Genomic DNA, 18256 nt, shown 5'->3' with positions numbered 1-18256 from the left:
TTAAGTTAACATTCCGCCGTCAACGTTTAAAACCTGACCAGAAATATAAGAAGACATCTCGCTACCAAAGAAAACGCAAGCATTGGCTACATCTTCAGGCTGTCCTCCTCTTTTCAAAGGAATACCTTCTCTCCATCCCTGTACGGTTTTTTCGTCTAGCGCAGCGGTCATTTCAGTTTCAATAAATCCAGGTGCAATTGCATTACAACGAATGTTTCTGGAACCTAATTCTAAAGCAACAGATTTTGTAAATCCTATAACTCCAGCTTTTGAAGCAGCATAGTTTGCCTGCCCAGCATTTCCTTTTACGCCCACTACAGAAGTCATATTGATAATAGAGCCTGATTTAGCTTTCATCATCGGCTTAATTACCGCTTTAGTAAGGTTGAATACCGAATCTAAATTAACCTTAATAATCGTATCCCAATCGTCTTTTGACATTCTCATCAGAAGATTATCTTTGGTAATTCCTGCATTGTTTACCAAGATATCTATTTTACCAAACTCAGCCATTACATCTTCTACCAATTTCTGTGCAGCATCGTAATCTGATGCATCAGACTGATAACCTTTAATCTGAGTTACAGAACTTAAAGCAGTTTCCAATTCTTTCGCTTTTTCTACAGAACCGGCGTATGTAAATGCTACTTTCGCTCCGTGCTGAGCAAAAATTTCGGCAATACCCTTCCCGATTCCTCTCGTAGCTCCGGTAATTAGCGCTACTTTTCCTTCTAATAGTTTCATATAATGATTATTTATTTTAAACATCCAAATAACCTGAGTGGTTTAAAGTTATTCAGTTTGCAAATATATATATTTTGTTTTTGCGATTAATTCACGAGTTACTCAAAATTGTATTCTAAAACAATTTATCATCTGAAGAAGTAAAATCAATCACTTCCGATTCTTTATCTTTCGTAAGGATAAGCTTTTTGTTATCTGCAGAATATTTATCGTAAATCACCTCTTTCAAAGGTTCATTTTTAAGATTGGTTACGCCGAATTTATCGCCTTTTTGTACAACAACTTCTTCTCCCGAAAGAAAACTTACGATATCATCATAAATAAAAGGAACTATTTCGTTTCCTTCTTCGTCGAGCATTCCGTACAGGTTTTCTTTATTTTTGCAGATCATTGCAGGATAAAACTGAAACGGCTTTATAGAAACAATATTTTTAATGGGCGTGTAAGATTTATCTTTTGGTGAAAACTTATAATAAACCTCGTCTTTTTTTACAATTACATTATTTAAAAAGATTTTCTCTATCTGAAAGCCTTCGTCCAAAACACTTTCAAAATTCTTATTCAAAAGCCTTTCTTCGTTATCCTTGCTTACAAAAACGTAATCTTCACCCTTTATTTTAAAACCTTCTACAACGTCATATTCTTTAGGTAAAATAACTTCCCCGCTAATTTTAATAACAGCAATTTTAGGATTCTTCGAGTCTTTAAGTGTCTTAAAAATACCGTTGAATAAATGATTTACATAATGATATTCGGTAGGATAAACTTTTTTTTCCGTTTTAGAAAAAACACTTACTTTATTGTCTTTGATAAGATAAATATAGTTTCTTCCTACAAAAGCCTGATCGTAGATATTTTCGGCTAAAACCTGCTCATTTTCATCTACAATTCCGTACTTATTTTTTGTAACATTTTTCGTAATTAAAAAAGGAAAACCATTAATATCCTCGATATAATGATCCGAAAACCGGCTCACTGTTTTACCATCAATATCAATTACCTCTCCAGTTTTAATTCCTGTATTTAAATAAACTTTTCCTTTGTAAAATCTCAAGTTTTCCTTGAATTCTCTATCAGAAACCTGTTGACCGTCAAAATTATAAATAAACCAAAGTTTATCTTTTTTAATGAAAAATCTGCTGTCGTTTGCAAATTCTATTTTATCCTGATACGGAATAATCTGTTTCCCGTTGTAGTCGTAGACACCGTCTTTTCCGTCTTTTGAAACAATCAAACGCTCTCTATTTTCCCACGTTTTATATTTAAATTTATCTAATGGAATCAACTGATTTCCATTTCCGTCAATTAAAGCTGTTTTTCCGTTCGCTTCACCCTCTTTTACTTTTAAAATAAACCTGTCTTTGGACAGCCGAATAATTTCACTTTTATAAGGATAATTAAAAGAAATAGTTCCTAAAGAATCTATAATAGAAGAATATCCGGTGTCAGAATCTGTAATGATTCCGTAACCTTTGGTATAAGAATGTACTTCTTTCCCAACTTTTTTAGACAATAATATCTCTTTATACTGATTGGTCTGTGCTGAAAAAATACCTGAAAACAGAATGAAAACTATTTTTTTCAATGAAATTACTTTAAAGAATTATTAACGATTAAAACAATTTCACCTTTTAAAGTTTTGCTTTTGGAAAACTCAATTAATTCATTGATTGTTCCTCTTTTTGTCTCTTCAAATTTTTTCGAAATTTCACGGCTTAAGCTTGCTCTTGTCTCTTCACCGAAAAATTCTTTTATCTGTTCTAAAGTTGTGTTGATTTTGTGTGGACTTTCATACAAAACAATTGTTTTTTTCTCTTCTGCAAGCTGTTTCAGTTTTGTTTGTCTTCCTTTTTTCGGAGGAAGAAAACCTGCAAAAAGAAACTCATTATTCGGCAAGCCGGAAACTACTAAAGCCGGAATCAAAGCGGTTGCGCCCGGAAGGCAAATCATCTCAATATTGTGATCTGATCCCGCTTTCGCCAATAAATAACCGGGATCTGAAATTCCCGGAGTTCCTGCGTCGGTAATAATGGCAACGTTCTGACCGTTTTTAAGGTCTGCAATTACTTTTTCAGTCGCCTGATGTTCATTATGAAGGTGATAAGATCTCAAAGGTTTCGAAATTTCAAAATGCTTCAATAAAACTCCCGATGTCCGGGTATCTTCACACAAAATATACTCTACTTCCTTCAGCGTTTTGATCGCTCTGAAAGTCATGTCTTCAAGATTTCCGACCGGTGTCGGAACAAAATATAAAATACCGCTCATTAATTTAAATATTTGAATCCAAATAACCCTTTATCATAAACAACATTTATTGTATCTCCATGCTTTATTTGATCCAAAGGCCGTACGTGGTTTATTTTTCTTTTTTCTTTGAGTTGATTAAAAAATTTTCTGTCTGTAAGCTCAGAAATATACTCTTTGCTATTTTTTGTTCGGATTGAAATTTGGTTTTCATAATTAAATACTACATATTCAAACCTTTCCTTTCCCACAGATTTTATTTGATTGATATACAAGGCATTAATTGTAATAAAATTATTAAGAAAAACATAAAATAAAAAGAAATAAAATAGAGGAAATAGTATTAATCTTCCAATTGCTTCTTTAGTTTTTTTACTTTTAATAAATATAAAAATGATAAGAATAGCAAAAACTGTAAGATAAATTTTCCAGAAATAATGATCTTCAAAATATTGTATATCACTTTGCAGATATTTCATTTTAACAAAAGGTTTTTCAAGAAAACTATAAATAGATAAAACCGCGATACAAATAATGTAAAATGCAAGTTGATCTGACTTTATTTTTTTCCCAAAAACATTAATGTTTCTGCTCATTGAAATTCTATAAAAATTTATTTTCTACCAATACCCAAAGTCTTTGGGCATATTCATCTACTTTTTCCCAATTTTTATCATAATATAGTTCACTTAAAAATTCTTTTGCTTCTTCGATGTTTTTACACCTGTTGAGCTCAGAAATTGACGCATTCAGATCAGTCTGGCTTCCATTAAAAAGTACTTTGGTAAAAGCAATTCTGTCATTCAGATCAAGTCTGAACTCAGGTCTTGGCTTTTCGGCCTCCATAAATTGAGTCGGAATATTTGTTTTTATTAAACTTCCCCTGTCTTCTTTTACCACCGGAATTTCAACTTTTTCATGCGGCGTTTCTCTTTCCAAAGGATCATCATCAAATAAGGTTTGAATGTTTTTTAAACCTCGAATGTTGGCAAGCTTTATTTTCTTTTCCTGACGATACGCCTCCAGATTTTCAAAACTTTCGTCTGATTTTGGAGTTTCAGATATTATTTCAGACTGTGGTTTATCAATATCGACGATTTTTCCCCGGTTAGAATCCTCTGTTTTCGTTTCAACTTCTTCTTCGGAGGTTTCAGAATCTTTTTTAATTTCATTTAAAATAGATTCTACATTTGAACTCTCACTGATGATTTCATCATTCTCATGATTAAACGTTGAAACATATTCATTTTCAGTATCTTCAACCAAAATTTCATCTTCATTATATTCGGTTTCAAAAATATCCTGAATTATATGAGTTTCAGCAGGTATTTTTTCAGAATTTAGATTTTCTTCTTCACTGATTTCATTCAACTGATCACTAAAAGTAACTTCTTCCGCTGTCGTTTTCTCGTTATAAGTTTCTTCATTGAAATCATCATCACTTTCCGGCTGAGAATTTTCAAGAATCCTTTCTTCGTCAATAAAGCTCAAAACATGGTCAGTATTTTCTGACGGCTCATCTTCTTCAATTTCATTTAACTGATTATTGAAAACAGCTTCTTCTTCAAGATGATCAGAAATTTCGTCCGAAACAAAATTCCCTTCAGCCTCAGGCTGATTTTCTTCCACAAAACTTACTATATTTTCGTGGTAATCACTTTCAATAATTTCATTTAACTGATTATTAAAAATCGCTTCCTCTTCTTCCACTTTATTTTCGGGTTCAGAGAAAGATTCATTTCCAATTTCGTTCAATTCATTATTAAAAATTGCTTCTTCTTCGGTTACCAAATAATTCGAAATAGAAGATTTCTGTTTTTGATAATCAGCAAAATTTGAATTATTGCGGCTGTAATACTCCAGATTTTTATCTAACAATTTTAAAAAAGCAATTTTTTCCACAAGATCGTTCAAGAGATCATGTTTCGAAATCAGTTCGTCAACATTGTTTATTCCACCCAAAATATCAATGATACTGCTGGATTCAAAAAAAATTTTGTCCTTTAAATCTTGAATGTTCTGCATCGTAGATTCTTATTAAAATTGCTTACTTTTGATGTTAAAATATTACGGCTAATTTAACAAATGTTTTTAGAAAATACAATTAATCATTCCAAACAGAGCGGTTGGATGGAAGTTATTTGTGGCTCAATGTTTTCCGGAAAAACCGAAGAGTTGATCCGAAGGCTGAGAAGAGCAGAAATGGCGGGGCAGAATGTGGAAATTTTTAAACCTAAAACCGATACGAGATATTCTGATGAAGATGTCGTTTCGCATAACAAAAACAAAATTCGCAGTACTGCTGTAGAAAATCCTGATGAGATTATTTTGTTGGGATCAAATTGCGATGTGGTGGGAATTGACGAGGCTCAGTTTTTTGACGAAAGTATCGTAGATGTTGCCAATCAGTTGGCAAACAGCGGAATTCGGGTAGTAATTGCAGGTTTGGATATGGATTTTCTGGGACGACCTTTCGGGCCGATGCCTCATTTGATGGCAACTGCCGAATATGTTACAAAAGTACATGCCATTTGTAGAAGAACAGGAAATTTAGCCAATTATTCGATGAGAACTTCTGACGGAAAAAACTTGGTAGAACTTGGAGAAACAGAATCTTACGATGCTGTAAGCCGAAGAGTTTTTGTGGATGAAGTTTTAAGCAAAAAAGAAGTTTAATATCAAATTAATTTTTAATTTTGTTTAAATTTTAATAGTAAAAACTATCAAAAAATGATATTAGAAATTAAAAATTACATAAAAATAAGTAATTCTATTGATGAGATTCTGAAAAATTCTCCTTTCAAAATAAAATATATTATTGAAAAGACAGGAATTTCTGAGCCTACATTTTTTAGAAAAATGAAGGAGAAAAAATTTTTACCTGAAGAATTGCTGAAAATTGCTGAGATTATTGAACCTGAAAAGAATTCAAAAGAACATATTTTAAAGGCTATTGAGGAAGGTTTGGAAGACGTAAAAAACGGAAGAATTACAGAGCATAGTCTTGTAATGAAAGAGGCAAGAGATAGAATTACAAAAAAGAAAAATGAATATCTTTTGGACAAATAGAGCCAAAGTAGATTTAGAAAGTTTGGAAGATTTTCTTATTGAAAATTGGGGCTTTAATGTTCTTGATGATTTTTATGAAATTTTAGAAAGAAAAATTTCAAGTTTGGAAAATGGAAGTTTAATTCATCAAAAGTATGAAAACACAGAATTTCATAAAATACTGATTACTAGACATAACTATATTATTTACGAAATTTCTGGAACTCAAATCAATCTTTTGAACATGATTAATAATTTTCGGGATCCGGAGTCTAACTATAAATTAATTACTGAAAAGTAGTTTATGAACTACACTATAAATCAAATTGCAGAGATCACCAATGCTAAAGTTATTGGAGAAGGAGAATTAGTGATCAAAAACATAGCTTTCGACAGCAGGATCATTTACTCAACTAAAAATACTGCGTTTATTGCTATTAATACTCAAAAAAATTCAGGCGAAAAATATATTGAATCTGCGATCGACAGAGGGATTAATGTCATTATTTCTGAACATCATTATTCTCAGTTTGAAAATATAACCTGGATTATTGTAGAAAATTCTGTGGAATTTCTTCAGAAACTAGCCAAATATCACTGCAAAAATTCTCATATAAAATCAATCGGGATTACCGGGAGTAATGGTAAAACAATTTTAAAAGAATGGCTGTATCAATGTCTTTGGAATGAATTTCCGACTGTGAAAAGCCCAAAAAGTTTCAATTCTCAGATTGGTCTTCCGCTTTCTTTGCTTCAAATTAACGAGAACCATAAATTGGGCATTTTTGAAGTCGGTATTTCTAAGCCGAATGAAATGGAAAATCTGGAAAATATCTTCCATCCACAAATTGGTTTATTGACCCATATCGGCACCGCTCATCTTGCCAATTTCAAATCTGAAGAAGATTTGATTGACGAAAAAATAAAGCTTTTCAAAGATTCCGAAGTCATTATTTACAATGGAGATAATTTATTGGTTGACAAAAAATTAAACGATTTATATTCAAGTAAAAAATTAATTTCTTACGGACTTAAAGATTCCAATCAGATTTACTTTAAAAATAATATTTCAAAAGACGAGCAACTTGTTGCACACTATTTTGGCGAAGAAATTTCCTTCCCTGTTCACCAAAGAGATGAAGCGACTTTAACGAATGTTTTAGCGCTTATAACTGTTTTGAAGGAGTTTGGTATAGAAAATCAAAATATAATCGAAAAAATCAATGCTTTAAAGGCTGTTGAGATGAGACTTGAAGCGATTGAAGGCATTAAGAGCAATATCGTTATTAATGATTCTTTTAATCTTGATTTAGATTCTCTTAAAACCGCTCTTCAGTTCTTAAATGAATATAAAAAACCGAAGAAATCATTAGTATTAACCGATATTGTCGGTGTTAATTCCAATTCAAAAGAGCTGTATGAAGAAGTCTCAGAATTGGTCAATGATCAAAAATTTGATTCCGTTTTCTTAATCGGTGATGAAATATCAAATTTTAGTGATTTATTTAGAGCTAAAACTCATACTTTTATTAATACTCAGGAATTAATTGACAGCAAACATCTTACAGAAATTGAAAATCAGATTATCTTACTGAAAGGTGCAAGAAAATTTGAGATTGAGAAAGTAAAAGATTTGTTGGAGCTCAGAAAGCATGATACGGTTTTAGAAATCAATCTGAATGCTCTTTTGCACAATATAAATTATCATAAATCCTTACTGAAACCATCCACAAAAATGATGGCAATGGTAAAAGCAAATGCCTACGGACTAGGAAGTTATGAGATTTCAGAATTTTTACAGCATCATCATATTGATTATCTGGGAGTCGCTTTCGTTGATGAAGGAGTCGAGCTTAGAAAAAAAGGAATTACGGTTCCTATCGTTGTGATGAATCCTGAGCAACATAGCTATGAAACTGTCATTCAGTATAATTTAGAACCTGAGATTTACAGTTTCAGGGTGTTGGAATTATTTTATGAAGCCATTCAAAAATCAGGAAATGACAAAAACTATCCTATTCATATCAAGTTGGAAACAGGAATGCATCGTCTTGGTTTCAAAGATTTTGAATTGGATCAGTTGAGCCAGATTTTAAATAAAACAAGCTTAAAAGTACAAAGTATTTTCAGTCATCTTTCATCTTCAGATATGCCGACTGAGAAAGATTTTACTTTACATCAGCTCGAAACTTTTGAGAAAAATTCAAGCTATTTAATTGAAAATTTAGGGTACGCTCCTATTCGCCATATTTTGAATTCATCCGGGATAACAAGTTATACCAGCCATCAATATGACATGGTGAGAATAGGCATCGGAATGCTAGGAGAATCACCAAATAGTGATATACAGAAACAGTTACATTCTGTGGTAAGCTTTAAAACCGTAATTTCACAAATTTCCTTGGTAGAAAACGGTGAATCAGTAGGATACAGCAGAAGATTTAGACCAAACCATGCTACAAAAATAGCCACAATACCTGTTGGATATGCAGATGGAATACCAAGGTTGATCGGAAACCAAATCGGAAATGTTGGTGTAAATAAAACTCTTGCTCCAATTGTTGGAAGCATTTGTATGGATATGATGATGATTAATGTTGATCACATCGCAAATGTAAAGGAAGGTGATACCGTGACTGTTTTTAATGCAAAACCGACCCTTAAAGAATTCGCAGAGTACTGCAAAACCATTACTTATGAAGTATTAACCTCCATTTCACCTCGTGTAAAACGGATTTACGTAAAAGATTAACTATGAGAAAACTCCTGACTTTGCTGTTCGTATTTCAGCTACTTTTGATACAGTCTCAGGTAAAGAAAGATTTGGTGATTCCTAAAAATCCCAAAATCGGACTTTCACTTGCTGGTGGCGGAGCTAAAGGTTTTTCGCATGTAGGAGTTCTTAAAGTATTAGATTCTTTGGGCGTGAAAGTAGATTACATCTCAGGAACGAGCATGGGCGCAATTGTAGGAGGATTATACGCATCCGGATATTCGGGGAAAGAAATCGAAAAAATTGTGATGGATACTGATTTTTATTCTTTAATCAGAGATCCAAAATCAAGGAAAGAAAGTTCATTTTTCAATAAATCGGTAGACAAATATCTTTTCACCATACCTTTAAAAAACGGCAAGATAACCCTTCCCTCTTCCATCAGCTCCGGGCAGAAGAATGTTTATCTTTTGAAAGAATTATTCAAAAATGTCTCCAACGTTAATGATTTTTCAAAACTGCCAATTCCTTTTATGTGTGTTGCCACCAATCTCGAAAGCGGGAACATGAAAATTTTTGAAAGCGGAGATCTGGTACAGTCTATCATGGCGAGTTCAGCTTTTCCGTCTTTAATGGATCCTGTAAAAATTGGCGACAGTATTTACATAGACGGTGCAATGACCGTTAATTATCCTTCAAAACCTTTAAAAGACAAAGGAATTGATATCGTAATTGGAGTAGATTTAAATCAGGATTTATCTAAAAGAGAAGATCTAAATAATATTATTTCAATTCTTAATCAGGTTATCGACTTCGGTATTCAGAAAGATACCAGAAGACAATATAAACATACCGATATTAATATTAAGCCTAATCTTACCGGGATGACGGCGACAAGCTATGACGATAAGAAGAAAATTCTTGATAGCGGATATGTAGAAGGCTTAAAATATGCTGCAATACTAGATCAATTGCCAAAGCGGGAATTTGACCGTCTCAGACAGGCCGTAAATCCTATATATTCTAATGTATACAAGATTGACAGTATTTCGATAGATGGCGGTAGAATTTACGGTAAAAACTATGTTCTCGGGAAAATGGGGCTTCGTCTCCCTTCACTGCAGACTTACGGAAGTATTAACAGAGGTTTAGATAAACTCGTTGCGACAAACAATTATAGTTTTATTAATTACGATATTGTTACAGAAAATAATTTTAATTATCTCAAATTATATGTGACCGAAGATGAAGCCAGACATTTTCTGAAAGTTGGACTTCATTACGATGAAATTTTTAAAACCGGGCTTTTATTAAATTACTCTGCGAAAAGACTTTTATTTAAAAATTCAAATCTTTCTTTAGATGTCGTTGTAGGAGACAAACCCAGATATTATTTAAACTACTTTGTCGATAACGGATACATTCCGGGATTTGGTATTTATTCTTCAGGAATGAGTTTTGATCTAAGGAATAGCTCAAACATTAATGCCGATAACTGGGAATGGTTGCGTAATGAAGTTTACATCCAATCGGTATGGAAGGATAAATTCGCAATTGGAGCAGGAATCAGCCATGACTACTTTGAAGCCGAAATAAATGGTTTAAATAAGCGCTACAACCGTTTCCTAAATCCGTATGTATTTCTAAAAAGTGATACCCAGAATGATCGCGATTTCCCAACAAAAGGTTTTTATCTTAATGCTGAAGGAAAAGTTATCGATCTAATGAAATCTGAAGTTGAAAAAAGATTGATTCAGGTAAAAGCCGATGTAAGAGTTAATCTTCCAATCACAAAACAGCTAAGTTATCATCTTAATCTTTATGGCGGAATTACCATTGGTGAAAATCTTCCGGAATTTTATCAATACAGATTGGGAGGAATTTTCGAGCAAAATATTGTCAACTTCAAAAACTTTTCTGGATTTTATTTTGCACAGCTCAATTCAAATAATGTGGTTTTAGTATCAAATGATCTTCAGTTCAAATTTTATAAAAACTTGTTTTTGAGCGGGAATTTTTCTTTCGCCAATCTTTCTGATGACATCAGCTTTGAAGATGCTGTGAAAGTAAATTACAGTTCTTTAGGAGCAACTCTGGGATACAAATCTCCCTTTGGGCAGATAAAACTGAATTTCAGTCATTCACTAAAAAATAATCAAAAAGGCATATTCAGTGTTATTTTAGGACACTGGTTTTAAAAAAATGATACAATTCTTTTACGAAAACTTACCAGAATCGGTAAATACAGACTACACAACATGGTTGAAAGACATCATTCTTTCGGAAGGTAAAAAATTAGGAGAAATCAATTATATCTTCTGTGACGACGAATATTTATTGAAAGTAAACCAAGATTATCTGCAGCACGATTATTATACAGATATCATCACTTTCGACTATGTAAAAGGCAAAACAATAAGCGGAGAGATTTTCGTATCTTTGCAGCGCATTTCAGACAACGCTTCTACTCTATCCAAAAATTATGAAGAAGAACTCAGACGAGTATTGGCTCATGGCATTCTTCACCTTTGCGGATATAAAGATAAAACTGAAGGAGAAGAACAGTTAATGCGTAGTAAAGAAGATTTTTATATTGCAAAATATATCTAATTTTTTTTATTGCTTATTCCCGCTCTCCGCACTCGCTATTTTCTTTTTTAAGAAGAAAATGAGTTCAAACAAATGCTGCGATCAGGGCTAAATAAGACGTGCTACAAGCGATTATAGCTTGTGGAATTAAATAATGTTTCACGTGAAACATTTAGACAAAAGATTAAAATTTAAAGCTTAAAAATAAGCAATAAAAAAATGATTTCAGAAATATATGATGTAATTGTAGTAGGTGCAGGTCACGCAGGTTGTGAAGCTGCTGCTGCTGCTGCCAATTTGGGTTCAAAAACTTTATTGGTTACAATGAATATGCAGACCATTGGACAAATGAGCTGCAACCCGGCAATGGGAGGAATTGCCAAAGGACAGATCGTAAGAGAAATCGACGCGATGGGAGGATATTCGGGAATTATTGCTGACAAATCGGCAATTCAATTTAAGATGCTCAATCTTTCAAAAGGTCCCGCAATGTGGTCTCCTAGAACACAGAATGATAGAATGCTTTTCGCAGAAGAATGGCGTTATGCTCTGGAAAACACTCCAAATCTTGATTTCTTTCAGGATATGGTAAAGAGTTTAATCATAGAAAATAATAAAGCAGTTGGTGTTGTAACTTCATTAGGAATTGAAATTAGATCAAAATCTGTTGTCTTAACCAACGGTACTTTCCTTAATGGATTAATCCATGTTGGTGACAAGCAATTGGGAGGCGGCAGAATGGGAGAACCAAGAGCTTTTGGAATCACAGAACAGTTAGTTTCTTTAGGCTTTGAAGCTGGAAGAATGAAAACTGGTACTCCACCAAGAGTAGATGGAAGAAGCCTTGATTACTCAAAAATGGAAGAACAAAAAGGAGATCAAAATCCTCAAAAATTCAGCTATTTAGATACTCCGAAGTTAACCAAACAATTAAGCTGTCACATCGTATATACAAACAAAGCTGTTCACGATATTTTACGTGAAGGATTCGATAGAAGCCCGATGTTTAACGGTACAATTCAAAGTTTAGGTCCAAGATACTGCCCAAGTATTGAAGATAAAATTAATCGTTTTGCTGAAAGAAACAGACATCAACTCTTTGTAGAACCTGAAGGCTGGAAAACTGTTGAAATCTACGTAAACGGCTTTAGTTCGTCTCTTCCAGAGGATGTTCAGATTAAAGCGATGAAACATATTCCAGGATTTGAAAATGTAAAAGTATTCAGACCAGGCTATGCTATTGAATATGACTACTTCCCTCCTACTCAATTAAAGCATACTTTAGAAACAAAATTGGTAGATAATTTATACTTCGCTGGACAAATAAATGGTACAACCGGTTATGAAGAAGCTGCTGGACAAGGCTTAATGGCTGGTATAAATGCTCATAATAAAGTTCATGAAAAAGATGAGTTTATTCTTAATAGAGACGAAGCGTATATTGGCGTTTTAATCGATGATCTGATCACCAAAGGCACTGAAGAACCTTATAGAATGTTTACTTCAAGAGCTGAATATAGACTTCTTCTAAGACAGGATAATGCGGATATTAGACTTACTGAAAAAGCATATCAATTAGGTCTGGCAAAAGAAGAAAGATTAACAAGAGTTGAAGAGAAAATAGCTAAAAGTCAGGAACTTGAAACCTTTTTACGAGAAACATCTTTAAAGCCGGGAATCATCAATCCTATTCTTGAAAGTATTGAAAGTAACCCAGTAGATCAGGCTTACAGAGCGTCACAATTCCTTACAAGACCGAATATCACTCTTGAAAAACTTGAAGAAATTGATGCAATTAAAGAAGTTTCCTCAAAATATAGTGATGAAGTAAGAGAGCAGGCAGAAGTAAATATAAAGTACAAAGGCTATATAGAAAAAGAAAAAGAGAACGTTGCGAAGCTGAATCGATTAGAAAATGTAAAGATTCCTGAAGATTTTGATTACCTAAAAATATCAAGTTTATCTGCCGAAGCAAAGCAGAAAATGAATAATGTAAGACCAAAAACCGTAGCTCAAGCTGGAAGAATAAGCGGTGTTTCACCCGCCGATATAAACGTTTTACTGGTCTATTTAGGACGTTAAACAGGTAATGTTTCACGTGAAACATAGACGAAATAAAGTCAAAAATTAAGGTATTTGTGAACTTATTTAAGTTGATGAATCTTAATTTTTAATTTAAAACAAAAATTCAATGAAAATAAAAGATCATTTTCTTTCTCAGGAAATATTTGAAATTAAAGAAACAGAAACGAAAGGTGTTTTTAAAACTACCCCTATTCCATCCAATATTTCTAAATATTACGAAAGTGAAGATTATATTTCTCATCATCAGGATTCGGGAAGTTTGAAAGAAAAGCTTTATAAATTTTTGCAGTCTTTCAATTTACAGTACAAAAAAACAATTCTCTTAGATAGAATCGAGAAGAATTCAAGAGTATTAGATTATGGATGTGGCGCCGGAGAATTTGTAAAATATATAGAAAACGATTTTATAACTTTCGGATTTGAACCTAATTCAGATGCTAGAAAAGCTGTCAATAATAAAATTTCAAAAGCTACAATTGTAGATGATATCAATGCGATTAAAGATTACAGTCTAGACGCAATTACACTTTGGCATGTATTCGAGCACGTGGAAAATCAAGATGAGATGCTTGAAATTTTCAATAAAAAATTAAAAGAAAAAGGTTTACTTATTATTGCCGTTCCCAATCCTACTTCGTACGATGCAAAACATTATAAGGAATTTTGGGCAGCGTATGATGTGCCAAGACACATCTTTCATTTCTCTAAAAATGGAATGGAAAATCTTATTGCAAAGAAACCAAATTGGAGAATAAGAAAAATCAAACCTTTGGTTTTGGATTCTTACTACATCTCAATGTTGAGCGAAAAGTATAAAAAATCACCCTTATTTTGGCTAAAAGCATTGCTCTACGGAACGATTTCTAACGTAAAAGCCCTTTTTTCAAACGAATTTTCAAGTATGATCTACATTATCGAAAAAAAGTAGAAAATCGATTTTTGCCCTATTTCTAAAGGTCAATTTTTACCATTTTTACAAAAAAATTAAAAAACTCGAAACAAAATTTCGAGTTTTTTTAATTTTATCTGATACTACCCCACTCTGACTTGTAGTTATATTTTCTATTCTAAATCTGACTTTTAAAAAAGATTATAATAATAAAAAATATTAGTTAAATGTTAGTATTGCTATTTTTCAGTACAAAAAGAAAATATGTTTAGAACTAAACTAACCGCATGAGAATCCCTTATATTTTTTTTGATTAAGAATTATGCAGTAAAAGGAATAGAAAAATAAAAGTAAAAAATTATACAAATATTATTATTTTCATTTTTGGGAGAGATTAAAAAAATTTAAGAAAGTAAGTATATCTGTAATTTAAAATAAAGGCTCTGAGAATCGCCTGTATTATTTTTAATTGATAAGAATACAATATAACAGATAGGGAAAGTATTAAAACTTTGAAGGAAATTATCTCCTATACAAATCAAACAGCTAAAAATATTTATATAACAGAGAAATCAAGAGTATTTAACTGAATTAAGAAAAAAGTCTGCTAATATTTAGCAGACTTTCAATATATTTTTATTGTTTAGTTATTGATAGCAGCAACTCCAGGAAGTTCCAATCCTTCTAAACTTTCTAGCATTGCCCCACCGCCGGTAGAAACGTAACTAACTTTTTCACCATAACCGAATTGTTTAACAAAAGCCACGCTATCTCCACCTCCAACTAAAGAGAAAGCACCTAATTTTGTAGCTTCTGCAATACTATCACCTAAAGCTATAGTCCCAGCTGAAAAATTAGACATTTCAAAAACTCCGATCGGGCCGTTCCAAAGAATTGTTCTGGAATTTAATAAAACATCATTGAATTGATCTCTTGATTTCGGACCAGCATCCAATCCCATCCATCCTTCAGGAATTTCGTAGATATCAACTTCTTTTTTATCAGCATCATTACTGAAACTTTCAGCAATAATGGTATCTGAAGGAAGATATACTTTTACATTATGTTCTTTTGCTTTTCCTAAAATTTCCAGAGCCAAAGGTAATTTATCTTCTTCTACTAATGAAGTACCAATTTTACCGCCAAGAGCTTTAATGAAAGTAAAAGCCATACCTCCACCAATAATTAAATTATCAACTGCAGGTAGAATATTTTCTATAATGGTAATTTTAGTTGAAACTTTAGATCCTCCAAGTATAGCTGTAATAGGCTTTTCACCACTTTTTAAAACTCGATCGATTGCCTGAAGCTCTTTAGCCATAAGTAAACCGAAAAATTTAGTTGACGTAAAAAATTTAGCGATAACAGCCGTTGAAGCATGTGCTCTGTGAGCAGTACCAAATGCATCATTCACATAAGCATCACCTAACTTAGAAAGCTTTTCAGCAAAAGCTTCATCACCCTTTTCTTCCTCATTATGAAAACGCAAATTCTCTAATAAAAGAATTTCTCCGGCGTTCAGCTCAGAAGCAGCTTGCTCAGCTTTCTCTCCTACACATTCATCAACAAATTTTACTTCCTTACCCAATACATTAGATACTTCATCTACAATATGTTTTAAAGAAAACTCATCTTTCACTTCTCCTTTCGGTCTTCCCAAGTGAGCCATTAAAATCACGGAACCGCCATCTTTAAGAATTTTATCAACTGTAGGTTTTACAGCAACAATTCTGGTATTATCAGTTACTTTCAACTGATCGTCCTGCGGAACATTAAAATCTACTCTTACCAGAGCTTTCTTGTCTTTAAAATTGAAATCATTAATTGTTTTCATACCTAAATCTATATTTTTTGTCCGATGAAATCGTTTTACTCAATTAAAATTTTGAATTTTCAAAGCTCAGACCGATTTCATCATTTCTTTTGAAATTTTGTTTCACAAATGTAAGATTTTAAAGTCTCGCAAAAAATCGAATCTTTCAAAAGTTTTCAAAAAATTCTGAACAAAGCTCTCACCCACCAATCAACATTATTCACTTTTTTTTTAAAAGAAAGAATGAGTACTGTTGTTGAGTATTGTTAGTAACGGGGATAACTTTAAACCTAAAAGTTGATAACATGTATTTTTTTGATAATTCATATTTAATTCACAAATTAAAATGCTGTAAATCTGATTTTTCGGGTACTTACTAACAAATATTGATAACTTTTCCACGATCGCAATTCTTAATAACTGAATTATGGAAAAACTAAAGAATAGTCTGAAGAAAGTTTTTAAAAATTTTTGCTCAATAATTAGGAGGTTACTTTCATTACAACATTTTTCGCAAGAAAAAAACATTATGTTCGGCGAAGTTTTCCACAGTTATTCACAGTGCTTTTAACATTTTGTTAGAATTTAATTAACAATTATTAAAAATGTTGGAAAATGACAAAGTTAGAATTAGGATGATATTGAAAATCAATATATTGAATTTTACAATTGTTGTTAGTAACTGCTTTAGAAGAATAATACTATACTACAACCCTCTCAAACATTATATACATAGAAATCTATTTTTATTCGTTGACTTGTTAAAAGTTTGTTCTGAGGAGATGTAACGCAAAAGAAATATTTATCATTATGAAAGATTTGGAGGAAGTAACTGTATTACTATTTGCTTTAAAAAGTAAGTTAACAGAATACGATTGCAGACTTAGTTATAGAAAATTAATATGCTGAAAAAAGACAAATATTTTGCTTTTACGGATGAAATAGTGATTGTATAGAAATGTTGATTAATATAAGTAGTTCAATTCCTATCAAGTAAAATTTAAACTAAATATTTAGGTGAATTGAAAAGTTATGTTAAATCTATTGCAAGTCCTTTGTACATTTTTATAACGTCAATTTACTGAAAAAACTAATCAAATTTGAATAAATGAAAGATAAAAATGGAAGCTATTTATCGGTATATCTAGATTAATAATTATGTTTCCTCATTGGAATTCTCATATAAACCTACTAAACAAATATGATTAAATTCTGATTTAATGTAACTTTGCCAAAGATTTAATGCTGCAGATATAAATAAAGTATAATAAATAAAGTAAAAATGAAAAGAAAAATTGCTATCGCCGGAGATCACGCGGGTTTTGAGTATAAAGAATATTTGAAACAGCAGTTAAAAGATGATTATGAAATTCAGGATTTTGGAACTCATTCTCTTGAAAGTGTAGATTATCCCGATTTTGTACATCCTGCAGCTTCTTCTGTTGAAAATGGAGAAAATGAACTAGGAATTTTGGTATGCGGAAGTGGACAAGGCGTACAGCTTTCTGCTAACAAACACCAGGGAATTCGTTGTGCACTTTGTTGGATGCCTGAAATTGCGGCTTTATCTAAACAACATAATAATGCAAATATGGTTGCATTACCTGCAAGATTTGTAGCTAAAGAATATGCTTTGGAAATTGTAAAAACTTTTTTGAATACAGAATTTGAAGGAGGAAGACACCAAAACAGAGTAGACAAAATTGCATTCTGCTAAATTGATAAAGGCTTGTAAATCAAATTACAAGCCTTATTTATTTTTTATTTTATATATTTGCATCGTCCGACAGCAATTACTCAACTGTTGATTCCTATGAAGTTTCAGATAGTTTTAATGAGATTATCAGAAAATTTTTCACAATTCTTCTCCATATTTGTTTTAAATTTATGCAAATTTAGTTCTGCGCTGTACTTAATTTTATATAAAGAAATAACGCACACTTAAAGCGATGTATTCATTTATGCGAGAAAAGTATTCCATATTATTTGTTTCTGAAAATAAGAATAAACCAAAATTTCACAAAAAGTAAAAATCGAGGAATTGTAGAGTAATTTGGAGTAAGAATTGTACTTCAAAATAATATCAATAATTATTACCAAACACAAAAACAATTATCAAAAAAATGAT

15 protein-coding genes are annotated in these 18256 nt (G+C 32.1%); 9 read left to right on the top strand and 6 right to left on the bottom strand.

Annotation, left to right across the window (positions count from 1 at the left end; genetic code table 11):
- From fabG to EG358_RS01510, 5 genes are all read right to left on the bottom strand, one after another.
- A complete protein-coding gene (gene fabG / locus EG358_RS01530; protein WP_076561518.1) occupies nt 1-744 on the bottom strand; it encodes a 3-oxoacyl-[acyl-carrier-protein] reductase in 744 nt (247 codons plus the stop codon).
- Nucleotides 745-859: 115 nt separating this feature from the next.
- The gene (locus EG358_RS01525; RefSeq protein ID WP_076561369.1) at nt 860-2329 is read right to left on the bottom strand and encodes a WG repeat-containing protein; all 1470 of its coding nucleotides are present in this window, start codon (nt 2327-2329) and stop codon (nt 860-862) included.
- 5 nt (nt 2330-2334) lie between these two features.
- A complete protein-coding gene (rsmI, locus tag EG358_RS01520) occupies nt 2335-3012 on the bottom strand; it encodes a 16S rRNA (cytidine(1402)-2'-O)-methyltransferase (RefSeq protein ID WP_076561370.1) in 678 nt (225 codons plus the stop codon).
- Nucleotides 3012-3470, bottom strand: a complete 459-nt coding sequence (locus EG358_RS01515) for a hypothetical protein (protein ID WP_123889992.1) — start codon at nt 3468-3470, stop codon at nt 3012-3014. The genes rsmI and EG358_RS01515 overlap by 1 nt, the downstream gene beginning before the upstream one ends.
- A gap of 124 nt (nt 3471-3594) precedes the next feature.
- On the bottom strand, nt 3595-5016 hold the full coding sequence (locus EG358_RS01510) for a hypothetical protein (protein WP_076561372.1): 1422 nt from the start codon (nt 5014-5016) through the stop codon (nt 3595-3597).
- 60 nt (nt 5017-5076) lie between these two features.
- Here EG358_RS01510 and EG358_RS01505 point away from each other — a divergent pair, with 60 nt between their 5' ends.
- From EG358_RS01505 to EG358_RS01470, 8 genes are all read left to right on the top strand, one after another.
- Nucleotides 5077-5667 carry a thymidine kinase gene (locus EG358_RS01505; RefSeq protein WP_076561373.1) on the top strand — a complete coding sequence of 197 codons (591 nt, stop codon included), beginning with the start codon at nt 5077-5079 and terminating at the stop codon, nt 5665-5667.
- Between the two features lie 54 nt (nt 5668-5721).
- The gene (locus EG358_RS01500) at nt 5722-6060 is read left to right on the top strand and encodes a hypothetical protein (protein ID WP_076561374.1); all 339 of its coding nucleotides are present in this window, start codon (nt 5722-5724) and stop codon (nt 6058-6060) included.
- Entirely contained in the window at nt 6038-6340 is a 303-nt protein-coding gene (locus EG358_RS01495; protein WP_076561375.1) for a type II toxin-antitoxin system RelE/ParE family toxin, read from the top strand. The genes EG358_RS01500 and EG358_RS01495 overlap by 23 nt, the downstream gene beginning before the upstream one ends.
- Nucleotides 6341-6343: 3 nt before the next feature.
- Entirely contained in the window at nt 6344-8791 is a 2448-nt protein-coding gene (locus EG358_RS01490; protein ID WP_076561376.1) for a bifunctional UDP-N-acetylmuramoyl-tripeptide:D-alanyl-D-alanine ligase/alanine racemase, read from the top strand.
- A 2-nt stretch (nt 8792-8793) separates the two neighbouring features.
- Nucleotides 8794-10950: a patatin-like phospholipase family protein gene (locus EG358_RS01485; protein ID WP_076561377.1), complete on the top strand. Its 2157-nt coding sequence runs from the start codon at nt 8794-8796 to the stop codon at nt 10948-10950.
- A gap of 4 nt (nt 10951-10954) precedes the next feature.
- Nucleotides 10955-11362: an rRNA maturation RNase YbeY gene (gene ybeY / locus EG358_RS01480; RefSeq protein WP_076561378.1), complete on the top strand. Its 408-nt coding sequence runs from the start codon at nt 10955-10957 to the stop codon at nt 11360-11362.
- A gap of 198 nt (nt 11363-11560) precedes the next feature.
- Complete coding sequence (gene mnmG, locus EG358_RS01475; protein ID WP_076561379.1) at nt 11561-13423, top strand: tRNA uridine-5-carboxymethylaminomethyl(34) synthesis enzyme MnmG; 1863 nt, start codon at nt 11561-11563, stop codon at nt 13421-13423.
- 109 nt (nt 13424-13532) lie between these two features.
- Nucleotides 13533-14354 carry a class I SAM-dependent methyltransferase gene (locus EG358_RS01470; RefSeq protein ID WP_076561380.1) on the top strand — a complete coding sequence of 274 codons (822 nt, stop codon included), beginning with the start codon at nt 13533-13535 and terminating at the stop codon, nt 14352-14354.
- 604 nt (nt 14355-14958) lie between these two features.
- Here the strand turns inward: EG358_RS01470 and EG358_RS01465 are convergent.
- Nucleotides 14959-16149, bottom strand: coding sequence for a phosphoglycerate kinase (locus EG358_RS01465; protein WP_076561381.1), 1191 nt, complete (start codon nt 16147-16149; stop codon nt 14959-14961).
- 1261 nt (nt 16150-17410) lie between these two features.
- On the opposite strand from EG358_RS01465, the gene rpiB reads away from it, so the two are divergent.
- Nucleotides 17411-17845, top strand: a complete 435-nt coding sequence (rpiB, locus tag EG358_RS01460) for a ribose 5-phosphate isomerase B (protein WP_076561382.1) — start codon at nt 17411-17413, stop codon at nt 17843-17845.
- Nucleotides 17846-18256 lie beyond the last annotated feature (411 nt).

This window comes from Chryseobacterium indoltheticum, assembly GCF_003815915.1.
GTDB classification, from domain to species: domain Bacteria; phylum Bacteroidota; class Bacteroidia; order Flavobacteriales; family Weeksellaceae; genus Chryseobacterium; species Chryseobacterium indoltheticum.
Note: the sequence above shows the minus strand (reverse complement) of the source record. Positions and strands in the feature narration are given on the sequence as shown.